At 53.1% G+C, this 13,670-nt stretch carries 13 protein-coding genes; 11 read left to right on the top strand and 2 right to left on the bottom strand.

Annotated features, from left to right (window positions below):
* Positions 1-119: 119 nt before the first annotated feature.
* From ercA to ACQY8X_RS06905, 6 genes are all read left to right on the top strand, one after another.
* Positions 120-1,283: an alcohol dehydrogenase-like regulatory protein ErcA gene (gene ercA, locus ACQY8X_RS06930; protein ID WP_428034416.1), complete on the top strand. Its 1,164-nt coding sequence runs from the start codon at positions 120-122 to the stop codon at positions 1,281-1,283.
* Complete coding sequence (locus ACQY8X_RS06925; protein WP_428034415.1) at positions 1,267-3,030, top strand: PAS domain-containing hybrid sensor histidine kinase/response regulator; 1,764 nt, start codon at positions 1,267-1,269, stop codon at positions 3,028-3,030. The genes ercA and ACQY8X_RS06925 overlap by 17 nt, the downstream gene beginning before the upstream one ends.
* Before the next feature lie 9 nt (positions 3,031-3,039).
* A complete protein-coding gene (locus ACQY8X_RS06920; RefSeq protein ID WP_428034414.1) occupies positions 3,040-3,192 on the top strand; it encodes a hypothetical protein in 153 nt (50 codons plus the stop codon).
* A gap of 106 nt (positions 3,193-3,298) precedes the next feature.
* Positions 3,299-4,660 carry an ATP-binding protein gene (locus ACQY8X_RS06915; protein ID WP_428034413.1) on the top strand — a complete coding sequence of 454 codons (1,362 nt, stop codon included), beginning with the start codon at positions 3,299-3,301 and terminating at the stop codon, positions 4,658-4,660.
* On the top strand, positions 4,653-5,651 hold the full coding sequence (locus ACQY8X_RS06910) for a HupU protein (protein WP_428034412.1): 999 nt from the start codon (positions 4,653-4,655) through the stop codon (positions 5,649-5,651). The genes ACQY8X_RS06915 and ACQY8X_RS06910 overlap by 8 nt, the downstream gene beginning before the upstream one ends.
* Before the next feature lie 18 nt (positions 5,652-5,669).
* Positions 5,670-7,124 (top strand): nickel-dependent hydrogenase large subunit, encoded by a 1,455-nt coding sequence (locus ACQY8X_RS06905; RefSeq protein WP_428034411.1) that lies wholly within the window; start codon positions 5,670-5,672, stop codon positions 7,122-7,124.
* Between the two features lie 7 nt (positions 7,125-7,131).
* Here ACQY8X_RS06905 and cobA read toward each other — a convergent pair whose 3' ends face one another.
* A complete protein-coding gene (gene cobA / locus ACQY8X_RS06900) occupies positions 7,132-7,986 on the bottom strand; it encodes a uroporphyrinogen-III C-methyltransferase (RefSeq protein ID WP_428034410.1) in 855 nt (284 codons plus the stop codon).
* Between the two features lie 230 nt (positions 7,987-8,216).
* Here cobA and ACQY8X_RS06895 point away from each other — a divergent pair, with 230 nt between their 5' ends.
* Positions 8,217-9,458 carry a nitrate- and nitrite sensing domain-containing protein gene (locus ACQY8X_RS06895; RefSeq protein WP_428034409.1) on the top strand — a complete coding sequence of 414 codons (1,242 nt, stop codon included), beginning with the start codon at positions 8,217-8,219 and terminating at the stop codon, positions 9,456-9,458.
* A gap of 27 nt (positions 9,459-9,485) precedes the next feature.
* On the opposite strand, the gene ACQY8X_RS06890 is transcribed toward ACQY8X_RS06895, so the two are convergent.
* Positions 9,486-10,814, bottom strand: a complete 1,329-nt coding sequence (locus ACQY8X_RS06890) for a hypothetical protein (RefSeq protein WP_428034408.1) — start codon at positions 10,812-10,814, stop codon at positions 9,486-9,488.
* 168 nt (positions 10,815-10,982) lie between these two features.
* On the opposite strand from ACQY8X_RS06890, the gene hpaH reads away from it, so the two are divergent.
* The 4 genes from hpaH to ACQY8X_RS06870 form a co-directional block, all read left to right on the top strand.
* A complete protein-coding gene (hpaH, locus tag ACQY8X_RS06885) occupies positions 10,983-11,786 on the top strand; it encodes a 2-oxo-hept-4-ene-1,7-dioate hydratase (RefSeq protein WP_428034407.1) in 804 nt (267 codons plus the stop codon).
* A 9-nt stretch (positions 11,787-11,795) separates the two neighbouring features.
* On the top strand, positions 11,796-12,602 hold the full coding sequence (gene hpaI, locus ACQY8X_RS06880) for a 4-hydroxy-2-oxoheptanedioate aldolase (protein ID WP_299199721.1): 807 nt from the start codon (positions 11,796-11,798) through the stop codon (positions 12,600-12,602).
* A 29-nt stretch (positions 12,603-12,631) separates the two neighbouring features.
* Positions 12,632-13,285, top strand: a complete 654-nt coding sequence (locus tag ACQY8X_RS06875) for a fumarylacetoacetate hydrolase family protein (RefSeq protein WP_428034406.1) — start codon at positions 12,632-12,634, stop codon at positions 13,283-13,285.
* A 14-nt stretch (positions 13,286-13,299) separates the two neighbouring features.
* The coding region (locus ACQY8X_RS06870) for a fumarylacetoacetate hydrolase family protein (RefSeq protein WP_428034405.1) at positions 13,300-13,670 on the top strand (371 nt) is incomplete at its 3' end.

The raw sequence follows: 13,670 nt of genomic DNA, 5'->3' as shown, positions 1-13,670 counted from the left end.
GCCACTGGTCGCCTTTTTTATGTCTGTTACACTGATATAATCGTTTGATTGCACATCGAAAATGATGTGACGGAACAATAATAACACTGATGGCGATATCGCCTGGGCCGGAATCTGAAATGAGTGATGACATCGCCAATCTGCGTAAATTTGTTGCCCCCGAAATTGTCTTTGGGGCTGGCGCCAGAAAAACCGTAGCCAATTTTGCCCGCTCTTTTGGTGCGCGTAAAATTCTGTTGGTGTCCGATCCCGGCGTTCAGGCTGCCGGCTGGGTTACCGAGGTGGCCCAGGACCTGCAGATGGCCGGTTTTGAGTATGAGCTGTTTACCGACGTATCCCCCAATCCCCGTTCCGAAGAGGTGATGAAAGGCGCGCAGATCTACACCCAGCAGGGCTGTAACCTGATCGTCGCGGTGGGTGGTGGCAGCCCGATGGATTGCGCTAAAGGGATCGGCATCGTAGCGACTCACAATCGCCATATTCTGGAGTTTGAAGGGGTGGATACCATTGAGATGGCCATCCCGCCGCTGATCTTTATCCCTACTACTGCCGGGACTTCGGCTGATGTCTCGCAGTTTGCCATTATCAATGATCAGCAGGAAAGGATGAAAATCTCTATCGTCAGTAAAGCGGTGGTGCCGGATGTGTCCCTGATCGATCCGGAAACAACCGTCACCTTGGATCCTTTTCTCACCGCTTGTACCGGGGTGGATGCGCTGGTGCATGCGATTGAAGCGTTTGTCTCTACCGGTTCCGGTCCACTTACCGATATGCACGCCCTGGATGCGATTCGCCTGGTGAATGACAATCTGGTGGCGCTGGTGAAAGCCCCGACCGACCTGAAACTGCGGGAGCAGGTGATGCTCGGCAGTATGAAGGCGGGGCTGGCATTTTCTAATGCGATTCTCGGAGCCGTTCATGCGATGTCCCACAGTCTGGGTGGTTTTCTCGATCTGCCCCATGGGATGTGTAACGCGATGCTGCTGGAGCATGTGATCGGTTTTAATTTCAAGTCGGCCGAAGATAAGTTTCGGGTGGTCGCTGAAACCATGGGCATTGATACCCGGGGAATGAACAACCAGATGGTGCACAAACGGTTGCAGGAGCGGGTGATTAAACTCAAGCATGATGTGGGGCTGGTTGACGGACTCGCCTCACGGGGGGTTAACCTTAGCGATATCCCAACCTTGTCCGCTAAAGCGATCAAGGACCCCTGTATCCTGACCAATCCACGCAGATCGAGTAAGCGGGATGTTGAGGTCGTGTATGAAGAAGCGCTCTGAGACTGAGTACTCCCCCAGCGACAGGCTCACCATCGAGAGTCTGATGGGGCTGGGCGGACAGTCCGCCCGCAAGAGTCACTACCCTGAACTGGTCGCCAAGATTGAAGAGCTTGAAAATGAGCGTAACCGTTATAAGTCGATCTTTGAAAACGCTCAGCATGGCATTTTTCAGGCCCGGCTTGAGAGTGGTTTGATTGCCGCAAACCCGGCTCTGGCGAGAATCTGTGGTTACACCGACCCACAACAACTGTGCAGCCGGGTTGACTCATTTGCTTCTGGATTACTATTCGATCGTGATGAATACCCGCTGTTGCTCGAAAAACTGAAGCTGTACGGCAAACTGTTTAGCTATGAAACCCGGCTGTTACGTCAGGATGGCAGTGCCGTCGATGTGTCGCTTAATGTGTTGATAAAAGAGGACAATCAGGGTGGGCTTATGGAAGCATTTGTTGCCGATATCACCGAGCGCAAAAAAGCCCAGAATAAGTTAAAGAAGCTCAATGAAGAGTTGGAACTGCGGGTAGAGGAGCGCACCCAGGAACTGGTCTCGTTGAATCAGAAACTGGTCAGCGAGATTAATGAACGGCGGGCGATAGAACAAGCGCTCAAAGTGGCCCGGGATGCCGCCGAACAGGCGAATAAGAGTAAAGATAAATACCTGGCAGCTGCCAGCCATGATCTGCTACAGCCGCTGAATGCTGCCCGCTTGCTGGTCTCGACGCTGCAGGAGCGGGAGCTGGCAACGGAAAACAATCACCTGGTTGAGCGGATCCATATGGCGCTGGAGGGGGCGGAAGAGCTGTTGAGTGATCTTCTGGATATCTCCCGGCTGGATCAGAATGCGGTGCAGCCTGATCTGACCAGTATCCCTCTGAACTATCTGTTCCGCATGTTACAGGTGGAGTTTCAGCCGGTGGCAGAGCAGCGCTCTGTGTCGCTGCGGGTGCAGGGCAGTGGCCTGAATATCCGCAGTGATACCCGGTTATTGATGCGCGTACTGCGTAACTTTCTCAGCAACGCCTTTCGCTATACCCATACGGGCAGGGTGTTGTTAGGGGTTCGTCGTCGGGGGGAATATCTTGAGTTGCAGGTATGGGATACCGGCCCAGGCATTCCAGAGGATAAGCTCGGGGATATCTTCAAAGAGTTTCAACAGATCGATCATCAGTATCAGACCGGCCGCAAAGGGGTAGGGCTGGGGCTGGCGATTGTTGAGCGGATCGCCGGAATGCTGGACCACCCGATCAGAGTCAGTTCCCGGCCAGGCAAAGGGACTATGTTCAGTGTTTCCGTTCCTGTCAGTAGTGATGCTGTACAGGCAATCCTGCAGCCGCAGCAGATGGCCCATCAGGATCTGAGTGGTCGGCCGATTCTGGTGATTGATAATGAGCCGGATATTCTGGTGAGTATGCAGGCGCTGTTGGAACAGTGGAGTTGTGACGTCTATGCTGCTATCGATCCGGCAGAGGCGATTGAAAAATATCTGCGTAAAGGGGTAGAGCCACAGCTGATTCTTGCGGATTTTCATCTCAACGATAATGCTACCGGTGTTGAAGCGGTTGATCAGGTGCGAGCGTTTGCGGGCTATGACATTCCCGCCGCCATCATTACCGCAGACCGTTCGCCAGAGGGGCGAAAGCTGTTTCGCGAACGGCAGCTGCCGGTGCTGAATAAACCGGTTAAACCGGGCAAATTGCGGGCGCTGATCACCCACCTGCTACAGCCGCCGCAGCAATCTGAGAGCTGAGGGGTAGCTATGATGAATAGTGATCAACCGGAACCCTGTCATGAAGCTCTGGAGAAATGTAAACAGGAGCTGAGTGAAGAGATCCTTAGTCTGCAACAGAGCGCCGGGCCTGACAGCCGTTTATACTTTCACTGTCAGTCAGCGACAGAACTGGAAAGGTGATGGTTTTGCACTTGCCTTCCCGGCAGAGTAATCTCAGTTGATGCGCTTTTACATGATATTAATGAGCTCTTCCAATGAGCCTTTTAAATAAGCCCTGACACAGCCGATGGCCGATAAAAAATCATACGACACGACCGACAATCCCGCACTGGGCGATGAAGCCTGGGTGAGTGTCATCCAGAAAATGGATGAAACCTATGCGGATCTGGTGCACTACCAGATAGAGATTGAACAGAAAAACCTCGAACTGGAACAGACTCAGGGGTTTCTCGACAGTGTTCAGAGTTCCATGAGTGATGTGCTGATCGTCTGTGATAAGCAGGGGGTGATTCAGCAGGTGAATAGTGCCCTTGAACAACTCACCGGGGTGCAGGCGGAATCACTGATTGGACGGGCGTTTGTTGAGTTAGTGACGCTACCCTACCAGAATAAAATCACCACTATTCAGCATCAGTTGCGGCTTCAGCCCGTGCGGGACTGTGAGGTCGAACTGCTTGGGCATCAAGGTGTGGTTCCGTTAGCTATGAACTGCACCCCCCGCAAAGATAAACGCGGCCGGATGGCTGGGATGGTGATGGTCGGCAGGCCCCTGGGGGAGTTGCAGAAAGCCTATAAAGAACTGAACAAAACCCATGCAGAGCTGAAGTTGGCGCAGGAACGGCTGATCCAGTCAGAAAAAATGGCATCTCTGGGTCGCCTGGTCGCCGGGGTTGCCCATGAGCTGAACAACCCGATCAGTTTTGTCTATGGCAACATGCACGCCCTGCAACGCTATACCGAAAAACTGGTGACCTATTTTAACGCTGTCAGCGAGAATCGCAGCCGGGCAGAACTGAGGGAGCTACGGGAGAGTCTGCGTCTCGATAAAGCGATTAAAGACCTCAACTCCCTGGTAGAGGGTACCATGGAGGGAGCCGACCGGGTGCGGGATATTGTCCGTGACCTGCGGCAGTTCTCCTCCTGCCAGGAGGCGGAGAAAACCCGTTTTGATTTTAATCATGTGATCAAAACCGCACTCCACTGGATTATCAAAGAGAGCAATCGTCCCGTTGATGTCGAGCTTAATCTGCCCGATCAGTTAATGGCACTGGGTCACTCCGGTCAGATACATCAGGTCATCGTCAACCTGATTCAAAATGCGGTGGATGCGATGCAGCAACAGCCGCAGGCCCGACTGGAGCTGAGTGCAGGTGAGACGGCTAAGCTGGTCTGGTTTACCATTCTGGATAGTGGTCCCGGCTTGCCAGAAGAACATCTTTCCCGGGTATTTGACCCGTTCTTTACTACCAAGCCGGTCGGTGAGGGGACGGGGCTGGGGTTATCAATAAGTTACGGTATTATTTCTGAGCACGGCGGTAAACTATCGATTCATAATCACCCCTCAGGAGGGGTGATGGTGCGGCTGGAGTTGCCAAAGCTCTTAGACCCGCCAGAACAGAATGCCAAGCTGGAGCCTGATAATGATTAATCTGCTCTGGTTACAGTCCGGTGGTTGCGGTGGTTGCAGCATGTCGCTGCTGAATGCGGAGTCACCAGATCTGATAACCAATCTCGAAGCCGCGGGTATCCGATTGCTCTGGCACCCCTCGCTGAGCGAAGAGAGTGGCTCTGAGGTCATCGGATTGTTGCAACAGATCATCAATGGAGAGATCCCTCTGGATATTCTCTGTATCGAGGGGTCGATGCTGATGGGGCCAATGGGCACTGGCCGGTTTCATCTGATGGGGGGGACCGGAGTGCCGATGATCGAGTGGGTGCGTCAACTGGCTCTGCAGGCACAATATACTGTTGCGGTCGGCAGCTGTGCTGCGTATGGCGGCATCACGGCTGCCGGAGACAATATTACCGAAGCCACCGGGTTGCAATATGATGGTGACCTGAGTGGTGGGCTGCTGGGAGCCGGCTATCGTGCAGGCAGTGGTCAGTCTGTTATCAATATTGCCGGATGCCCAACTCACCCCAACTGGGTGACTGAAACCCTGTTACAGATCAGCCTGGATGAGTTCAATGCGGATCAGGTCGATAATCTGGGTCGTCCACGCAGTTATGCCGATCATCTTGTCCACCATGGCTGCGCCCGTAATGAATTTTATGAGTATAAAGCCAGCGCCGAACACCCTGGAGAACAGGGTTGTATGATGGAAAATATGGGCTGCCTGGGAACGCAAGCCCATGCGGATTGTAATATCCGTCCCTGGAACGGTGAAGGTTCCTGCACCCGGGGGGGCTATGCCTGCATCAATTGTACCGCGCCGGAGTTTGAAGAACCCGCCTATGCGTTTACCAAAACCCGTAAAATTGCAGGTATTCCGGTGGGCCTGCCCACCGATATGCCGAAAGCCTGGTTTGTGGCGCTGGCGTCACTCTCGAAAGCGGCGACACCGGAGCGCTTGAAAAGCAATGCAACCTCTGAGCGGATTATCTATCCACCCAGTAAACAGAAACATGATAAGTCATAACAGTAGTAAGCAGAGCTGATGAGTAGAATTCTGGTAGGCCCGTTCAACCGGGTGGAAGGGGATCTTGAGATCACCCTGGATATCCGTGATAACCGGGTTGAGAGCGCGAAGGTTAACTCAACGCTTTATCGCGGTTTTGAGCAGATTCTGCAGGGTAAAAACCCGCTGGATGCGCTGGTTTATACTCCCCGTATCTGCGGCATCTGTTCCGTTAGTCAGTCGGTTGCCTGTGCTTATGCGCTGGCCGATGTGATGCAGCTGGCCATGCCGCGTAATGGCGAGTTGTGCAGCAACCTGATGCTGGCAAATGAGAATATGGCGGATCTGCTGACCCATTTTTATCTGTTCTTCATGCCGGATTTTGCCCGCTCGGCCTATGCTTCTCAACCCTGGTATCCGGAGGTTGAAGCACGTTTTCGTGCGCTGAGTGGCGATGCCGCTCGTGAGATGCTGCCTGCCCGGGCGGAATTTCTGCACCTGATGGGGTTGCTGGCAGGCAAATGGCCCCACAGTCTCAGTATTCAACCGGGCGGCACCGCCAAGCCTGTAGATGCCCATGACCGGTTGAAAATGCTGGCAGTACTGGCTGGTTTTCGCCGTTTTCTCGAACGACGGTTGTTTGGTGACACTCTGGAAACCATCAGCCAGTTGACCTCAGCCGCTGAGTTGTCTCAGTGGGCTGCAGAGAAACCCTGGCAAAGTTCTGATCTGCGAACCTTTCTGCACCTCTCGGAACAGCTGCAACTGGAACAGCTGGGCCGGGCGACTGATCAGTTTATGAGTTACGGTAACTATCTGCTCGATGGTGAACGCTTGTTTCGACCGGGGGTTATCGATGCCCAGGGAAGACGCCGTCCGCTGGACAGCAATCTGATTACCGAGGATATTTCCCATGCCTGGTTGTCCGGGCAACGTACACCGCAACATCCGGGGCTGGGGGTTACGCAGCCCTCTCTGGATAATGAGCAGGGCTACAGTTGGTGTAAAGCGCCACGACTGGAGGGTCAGGTGATGGAGACTGGTGCTCTGGCCCGTCAGCTTAACAATGGTCATCCGCTGATAGTGGATCTGGCTGCCCGCAGTGGCGGTAATGTTCAGAGCCGGATGCTGGCGAGATTACTGGAGTTGGCTATTGTGGTGCCGCAGATGGAGCGCTGGGTCAGAGAGATCGATCCGTCAGAGCGTTTTTGTCTGCACAGCACTATGCCTGATACCGCTGTCGGTGTGGGTATGGTCGAAGCCGCCCGGGGCAGTCTGGGCCACTGGATCAGTGTCGAGAAGGGGCGCATCAGCAATTACCAGATTATCGCGCCAACCACCTGGAACTTCTCCCCCCGGGATCATCAGGGCGTTCCCGGTGCCCTCGAACAGGCGTTACAGGGCGCAGTAGTGCAGGAGGGCGAAAAAGATCCGGTGTCTGTGCAGCACATAGTCCGCTCGTTCGATCCCTGCATGGTGTGTACGGTGCATTAACCGATTTTTACATTGCCATCGCTTCTGCCCTGATCTGAGTCTGCTGGCGGACACCGGTGACAACCCGGCCAACATAGATCAATGCAGGGGCTTCAACCTGGTTAACGGTGATTGCTGTGGTCATCTGGCTAAGGGTTGTTTCGATAGCACGTTGCTCTTTGTGGGTGCCGTTCTCAACGATCAGCGCCGGGTAGTCGGCAGGCAAACCCGCTTTTATAAGTTCTGAGCTGATCAGTGCTGCTTTCGATACCCCCATATAAAACACCAGGGTCTCATCGGTTTTTGCCAGGTTGTTCCAGTCGATCTCACGGGTTTCGCTGAACTGGGCGGTAATCAGTCTCAGCCGGGTTGATTTCCCCCGTTCAGTTAGTGGGAAGCCCAGGCTGGCTGCGCAACCGGAGGCGGCGGTGATACCCGGAACAATACTGTAGGGGATGTTTTCGCATCGAAGTGCATCCAGTTCCTCACCCAGACGGCCAAACACCAGAGGATCGCCACCCTTAAGACGCACCACATGCTTACCTCGCTGTGCAAGGCGCACCAGAATTGAGCATATTTCGGTCTGGGTTGCACTATGATCGCCCATGCGTTTACCGACATAGATGAGTTCAGGGTTGCCTGTTATACCTTCCAGTAACTCGCGGCTGACCAGCGCATCATAGACGATGGTGTCGGCCTCATTGATCAGCCGCCAGGCTTTGAGGGTTAGCAATTCAGGATCACCGGGACCTGCACCCACCAGATCGACCCGCCCCAGAGGTAAGTGTTTGCGCGGGCTGCGCAGCCTGGACGCCTTGTTTCCCATACCTTCTTTGTTGTCGATCCATTCGCGTAGGTAGCGCATAAAATCAATACTTAACATGGTCATTCCCCGCTTTAAAGACAAAAAAAAGCCCAAAGCTCAGAGGAGCTTTGGGCTTCATTACCCGACGAAAGCAGTTTCGTCTTCAGATTTTTTTAAAATATTCACCGATATTAAATAGGACTAAGCAATGAATATGCCTGATTTGCCCTGGAAGCTAAATCATATTGTTCAGTGGCACTGTAATTGCTGTAGCTATAGCTCATATCTCAGGTGATACGCTCATACCAATGAAAGATAATACGATCTCTCCCGAATCCTTTTTTCTGGCCGCAAAGCAGTCAGAGATTAATACGATCACTGAACTGAAGTCGATGCTCAGATGGGTGAACCTGATCTGCGAATTTATCCATCAGTTACAGCGTGAACGGGGTCTTTCAAACAGGCTGTTAGTTGGGGGCGGAGAGAAAACAAAGCAGCAGCGAGCCGAACAGTTATTGTTGACTGATGAGGCCTTTGCGTCGATGCAACAAGGGCTTGCTGTTGTCCATCAATCTGCACTTGAGGGTACCGTGAGTGCGAAGCTGCTTAACCTGATCGCCTCTGCATTGCTGGCATTGGAGGGCTTAAATCGCCTGCGAACCGATATTGAAAATGACAAATACCAGCCGGTCGATGCGACCACCTCATATAACCGTTTAATTGAAAACCTGTTGCTGATAGTTTTCGAGGTGGCCGATCATGCCACTGACCCGGAGGTGACACAGGGGCTGAGTACGCTGTTTCATCTGATTCAGGGGAAGGAACTGGTGGGACAGGAACGGGCCTGGACGGTGGTTGGGTTTGCCCGGGGGAGTTTTGCGCCTCGCTTATGTGAACGACTGGAACGGGTTAATCACCAGCAGATTGAGATATTCAGTGGTTTTCAGCAAACCGCGCGACCTGAGTTGAACGCTGCGTTGTCTCAGCTGGAGAGTAGTGAACTGATTGCTGATTTTAAGCAGATGAGAGCTCTGCGGGATAAGCTTCGCGAGGGTCAGCAGGTGAATCCAGAGCTGGCCGATACCTGGTATGAGAAAGCCACACTCTATATCGATGCCTTGCATACTCTGGAAATACAGGCGATGAATCAGATATTGACGCTGTGTGATAACCGGGTCGACCTGGCTAAACGCAATCGTTCTGCGGCTCAGGAGCAGATAGCGCTTCTCACCAGTCTTAAGGACGATGCCAGCGAAGCCGTTGGCAGCGGTTTACTTAATCCAGCGAACCCATCACATCCGGTTCAGACGCTGATTTTAGAACAGCGTAAACAGATCCAGGCTCTGACAAATGATCTGCAACAAGCCAAAGAAGCACTGGAAGCCAGAAAGCTGGTGGAACGTGCAAAGGCGATTCTCAAGGAGAACCTGAATCTTGATGATGACGCGGCGTATCGAACCTTACAGAAAAGCGCGATGGATCAGAAGCTGCCTATTCAGCAGGTTGCCTTAGCGATTATTGAAGCCTATAAACGATCAACCTATCGCTGATCAGACTCTCCAGAGTGGGAAAGGGAGTTAACGAACTCCCATCGCCTGCATCAGATAGATAACGCCACAGCCAACCGCCAGCATGACCAGGTTGTAGGGTAACTGGTTGCGGATGATCTCTCCATCGGTGGCATTAAAGCGGGACTTCATGATGAAGTTGAGGCCACTGAAGGTGCTGCCCGACATCGCCAGTGATGTACCCAGGATATAGGCGATCGCCATCAGATTGGGCGTTACGGTTATATCCGCCAGCAGACCGGCAAAGATCGCTACCAGTGCCAGCTGGTGAATACCTAAATACGCCAGACTGACAATCATCATCAATACCAAAGAGGCAACACCGGCATCGGTTTCGGTAAAGGGCAGGCTGATAAGACCAACCCCGATACAGGCCTTTACCCCTGCTGCTAATACCCCGGCGCTCATAAACAGGCTTATTTCCGCGCGGCTTTCGGATAGTTTTTCTGTGATATGCAGCGACACTTTCTGACTGGATGAATGGAGGTTAGTCCTCAGCGTGAGCAAGCAGACCGGCACAACGATTGAAAGCAGTGATACCAGAAACACGGTCGGCAGTTCTGGCTGCTGCCAGCTAAGCAGCAGAATCATACCGATCAGTACCACCGGCATGGCCAGTGTTTCAGTTTTAAGTGGGTAACCGGCGTAGCTCTTTAAGGCCGTGGTTACCCGAAAGCGCGCTTCAATGATACTCAGCATCAGGCCGATAACGGCAATAGAGATAGAGAACGGGTAAACCTGAGACAGTTCGACACCGGGAACCTGTTCCAGCACCAGAGGCAGCAGGCTGAGAAAGGGTGACCAGAGCACCGCCATACCGAAGCCCCGGCTGAGCACCAGTTGTGACAGCTGATCGATCCCCTCATGTTTTTTAATCTGGTCACCGACAACGATCACTGAAGAGAAGTTGGCGACCGAGGAGAAGAAGTGCATGCCGAGCAGTGTTGTGATAAAGCTGCGCAGACCAGGTTTGCTGACTTCACAGCCGACATTACTCGCCATGCCGATGAAGCTGATCGCCGTGAGTAACATGGCCAGCTTCAGATGGGCACCAAACAGGGTTTGCAACGACATATCCGACCCCAGGCTCCAGGCCAGCAGCGCTGCCGCTATGCCCGCAACAAACAGCATCGCAATCTGTTTGCGCTGCTTGGGTTTAAGCCGTGGTGCTTCGATGACTATATAGATCCAGCACAGCAGGGTTGCCACGCCGGCTAAGCCCAGAGGCAGCACTATATTTGTCAGTGTCAGCAGGCACATCAGTAAAACAGTGATGCCGGCTATGCGCGCCCCCGGCCAGTGGCTGATCAGATTTTTGGCAATACTCTTGGTGGTCATCCTATAACCTGCAAATAAAAGCTGGAATTTACTTAATATATTAAGTATATTATCGTTAATATGTTAGCCTTTCCAGTGTGGAAGATAAAATGGACAGGGTAATCGGCAAACAATTTTCAGGCTGCAGTCATTGATTGCAGCGGTCAGCATTATGATGGAAGGTCAGATATGTTAACAGAACAGCAGATAAAAATAGCCGCAGAGAAGCTCTATCAGGCAGAGAAGGATCGTGTTCAGATCCCAGCCCTGACGCTCGATTATCCTGATATGACTATGGCTGATGCCTATGCTGTGCAGAAAACCTGGGTCGATCAGAAGATCGCCAACGGTGCTAAGGTTAAAGGGTATAAGATCGGTCTGACCTCCCGGGCGATGCAGATGGCGGTGAATATCGATCAGCCTGATTACGGTGTGCTGCTGGATGATATGTTCTTCGCCGATGGGGCTGAGATCAAAGCGTCTGATTTCCTCGATCCCCGTATCGAAGTGGAACTGGCATTCGTGCTGAAAGATCGACTGGAGGGTGACGATGTCACCATCTTTGATGTGCTTAATGCCACCGATTATGTGATTCCCTCTCTGGAGCTGATCGCCGCCCGGTGTCACCGTACCGACCCTGAAACGGGCTATACCCGCAAAGTGTATGACACGATCGCGGATAACGCGGCGAATGGCGGCATTATTCTTGGCGGTCGCCCGATCAAACCGATGGATATGGATCTGCGCTGGGCCGGAGCTTTGCTCTATCTGAATGGTCAGATTGAAGAGACCGGTATTGCCGCGGGTGTTCTTGGGCATCCGGCCAATGGTATCTGCTGGGTATGTAAACGCTTTGCCCCTCATGGCGTAGCGCTGGAGCCGGGTCAGGTGATTCTGGCCGGTTCATTTACCCGTCCGGTGCCGGTTAAAGCCGGTGATACTGTGCATGCAGATTACGGCCCACTGGGCGGTATCTCAGTGAAGTTTGTTTAAGAGGTGGCTATGGATCTTCCTGTTAATAAATTTAAGCAGGGCCTGAAAGGCGACAAGCCTTTGTGGGGGTTGTGGCTGGGGCTGCCCGACGCAACCTGCGCCGAGATTGTTGCCGGGGCCGGGTTTGACTGGCTGCTGATCGACAGCGAGCACGCCCCCTTTGAACTGGACTCCACGATGCGTCATCTGCAGGCGATTGCACCCTATGGTGTACCTGCAATTGTGCGTCCGGAGGAGGGCCGTACTGCATTGCTGAAACGGATTCTGGATATCGGTGCGCAAACGGTGCTGGTGCCCATGTGTGACACCGCAGAGCAGGCACGGGAGCTGGTTAAAGCGGTTAAATATCCACCCATGGGTGTGCGGGGGCTGGGGAGTTCACTGGCCCGGGCGGCCAACTGGAATCGTATCCCCGGTTATCTGCAAAAAGCCAACGATGAGATCTGTCTGATCGTTCAGGCGGAGACGGTTACCGCCATGGCTAACCTTGAAGAGATCGCTGCGGTTGAAGGGGTGGATGCGGTGTTTATCGGCCCCTCTGATCTGTCAGCCTCGATGGGCCATATCGGTAATCCGGATCACCCTGAGGTAGTCGCGGCGATTGAAAACGGCTTTAAGGTGATCAATGCGGCGGGCAAAGCGGCGGGGCTGTTGTGTATCAATCCTGCTAAAGCGCATCACTATGTTGAGAAAGGTGCGAAGTTTGTCGGTGTGGGAGTCGATACGTTGTTACTGGGCAATGCGGCCAAACAACTGGCAGAAAGCTTCCAGTCCGGGGACAACAAATCTGATGCCACTGGCTCCAGCGGATATTAAATTCAGGCACAAGTTTAGGTACAAATTCAATGAGTAAAAATCCAATCGTGAAAGGTAAGTTAGTCTGTGTAGCGCTGAACGACGCTGAACAGTTCAACGCCATGCAAGCCGAGTTTGCTGAAGCACCGTATAAAGGTGCACCACAACAGCCGGTTCTCTATTTTAAACCCCACAACACCTGGAGTACCGATGGTGCCGTGGTTGAGTGGGCACAGGTTGATGGTTCACCCGCAGAACAGATGGTGGTGGGTGCTTCACTGGCGGTGGTGTTTGGCAAAGAGTGCTGCCGTGTCAGCGAGGCAGAGGCGCTGGACTATGTTGAGGGTTACACCCTGGTACATGACTTCTCACTGGTAGAGCAGAACTACTACCGCCCTGATATCAAAGGCAAGTGTCTGGATACCTCTGCACCTATCGGTACTGATGTGGTTGCTGTTGCCGACCCGCAGGCTCTGACGGTTGTTACGTCGGTGAATGGCACGGTCGTTAATGAGACACCGGTTTCGCAGCTGGTACGCGGTGTTGCTGAACTGATCAGCACAATCTCCTACATCATGACACTGCAGCCGGGCGATGTGATCGCAGTGGGTTTCCCGGGTCAGCGGGCACCGGTTGCACCGGGCGACAAGGTCCACTCCATGATTGACGGTGTTACCGAACTCAACAACACACTTGGCCAGTAAGGAGATCATTCAGAATGAAACACGCACGCGTACTTTTTAATGGCTCCGAACTGGATGTCACCGTTGAGGCAGATGGTCAGCTGAAATCTAAAACTGATGGTCAACTGATCAATGAAGCGGATGTTACCTGGCTGTGTCCGGTGAAAGAGCCGGGCACTATCTTCGCCCTGGGTCTGAACTATGCGGATCACGCCGCTGAGCTGGCGTTTGAACCACCGAAAGAGCCGCTGGTGTTCCTTAAAGGTGCCAATACCCTGACCGGTCATAAACAGAATGCTTACCGCCCGGATAACATCGAGTTCCAACACTATGAGTGTGAACTGGTGGCGGTGATCGGTAAAGAGGGTAAGAACATCTCCCGTGAAGATGCGATGGACTACATCGC

Origin of the sequence: Amphritea sp. (assembly GCF_050300915.1) — a bacterium.
Classification (GTDB): Bacteria; Pseudomonadota; Gammaproteobacteria; order Pseudomonadales; family Balneatricaceae; genus Amphritea.
The sequence above is the reverse complement of the archived record's forward strand: the minus strand, read 5'-3'. Positions and strand labels throughout refer to the sequence as shown.